The 241-nt window shown below is 40.7% G+C and carries 1 protein-coding gene; it reads right to left on the bottom strand.

The annotated features are described in order from the left end of the window. Positions 1-29: 29 nt before the first annotated feature. On the bottom strand, positions 30-241 hold a 212-nt coding region (locus JEM65_RS22540), incomplete at its 5' end, for a hypothetical protein (RefSeq protein ID WP_233530781.1).

Below are 241 nucleotides of genomic sequence, written 5' to 3'. Positions count from 1 at the left end.
TACGATATAAGACAACAAACGGTTGTTTCCTATGATCCGCCTCGGTCAAAAGGTAACGATTTGCAATCAGATACTGCCTTATTTCTTATCACTCTGAACCCTATCACAATGAGATGCTTTAATTGCGAACATGAAATAGTGAGTGCAATCAAAACCACAAACTCGATTCGGCAAGCCTCCGGGTATTTTCTGTTGAATTCTGAATTTCCGGAACGGAAGTGGGGCAGTAAAATAGTAGCAT

It is taken from the genome of Gelidibacter salicanalis (assembly GCF_016469035.1).
In the GTDB taxonomy this organism is placed as follows: Bacteria; Bacteroidota; Bacteroidia; order Flavobacteriales; family Flavobacteriaceae; genus Gelidibacter; species Gelidibacter salicanalis_A.
This window is presented reverse-complemented; position numbering and strand designations above follow the sequence as displayed.